This window comes from Psychrobacter sp. 1U2 (genome assembly GCF_051847575.1).
The window spans coordinates 1-536 of sequence record NZ_JBPYDC010001717.1 but is presented as its reverse complement, the minus strand read 5'-3'; the positions used below and the strand labels follow the sequence as shown (position 1 = coordinate 536).

The following is a 536-nucleotide window of genomic DNA, read 5'->3' as shown; positions in this document are numbered from 1 at the left end:
TGCCATGGAATTACCCATTATATTTGGCGATAGGGCCGATGATTGATGCCTTGACTGCTGGCAATCGAGTAATGGTTAAAATGAGTGAGGCTGCACCAAAATTTGCTGAGGCATTTGCTAAAGCAGTCGCGCATTATTTTTCATCAGATATGGTCTGTGTCGTACTGGGAGAAGTCGATATTGCTGAAGCTTTTAGTAAGCTGCCGTTTGATCATCTGCTTTATACTGGCTCTACTGCGGTCGGCAAAAAAGTCATGGCAGCAGCAGCACCGAACTTAACACCAGTGACACTTGAGCTGGGCGGTAAGTCGCCAGTCATCGTGCTCGATGATGTGAATTTAGAGAACGCAGTCAATCGCGTAATGATGGGCAAGACCCTTAACGCTGGTCAAACTTGTATCGCGCCTGATTATGTGTTGATTCAACGTCAATATCATGAGCGTTTTATTAGCCTAGCAAAAGAGTGGATGCAAAAACATTATCCTAATATTGGTAACAATCAAGACTATAGTCACATTATTAATGACGACCAGTTT

At 43.5% G+C, this 536-nt stretch carries 1 protein-coding gene; it reads left to right on the top strand.

Going from position 1 to position 536, the window contains the following annotated elements; genetic code table 11:
• Positions 1 to 536: aldehyde dehydrogenase family protein (locus ACS8FD_RS24035; RefSeq protein ID WP_439277695.1), on the top strand; the 536-nt coding region annotated here is incomplete at both ends.